This is a genomic window from Bacillus sp. LR--39 (assembly GCF_053613335.1).
Map to the genome: position 1 here is coordinate 1 of NZ_JBSIOT010001265.1, position 586 is coordinate 586.

The 586-nt window shown below is 37.5% G+C and carries 1 pseudogene; it reads right to left on the reverse strand.

Annotated elements, in window-relative coordinates:
• Positions 1-433, reverse strand: a pseudogene (gene tcyA / locus ACWHAR_RS29855) (cystine ABC transporter substrate-binding lipoprotein TcyA); the annotation flags it as partial.
• Positions 434-586: the final 153 nt, after the last annotated feature.

Consider the following 586-nt stretch of genomic DNA (forward strand, 5'->3'; position numbering starts at 1 on the left):
TAATATCGTTGTTGTCTTTTTTCGTAACGACAACGGCTCTTGATGTTGTGTATTTATCTGAGAAATCATATTTGTCTTCACGATCTGTTTTTCCGACTTGGTTGGCAATGACGTCAAACCGTTTGGAATTCAGGCCGGCAAACATGCTTTCCCATTGTGTTTCCTTAAAGTCGACTTTAAGCCCGAGGCGTTTTGCGACTTCTGTGATAACTTCGACATCATAGCCAGTCAGTTTATCAGTGTCTTTGTCGTGGTAAGTGAACGGCTCATATGTTCCTTCCGTTCCGACTGTGAGCACACCTTTTTTCTTAATTGAAGCCCAAAGATCGCCATCTTTGGCATTATCTTTTGACTGATTGTCATTTCCTGCTCCGCAAGCTGCAAGAGCTGCAATACTTACGACCATGAATAAAGCCAATAATGCTTTTTTCATTTTATTCCCCACTTTTCTGGTTGATTTTATTGAAATAAAAAAATAGCTTACAAATTTAAAGGATAACTTTTTTTTAGTATGAGTCAAGTAATTGGTTTTCATAAGGCAAAATCTTTTAAAATAAATCCAAAAATTGCTGTGCCGGTTTAGGTA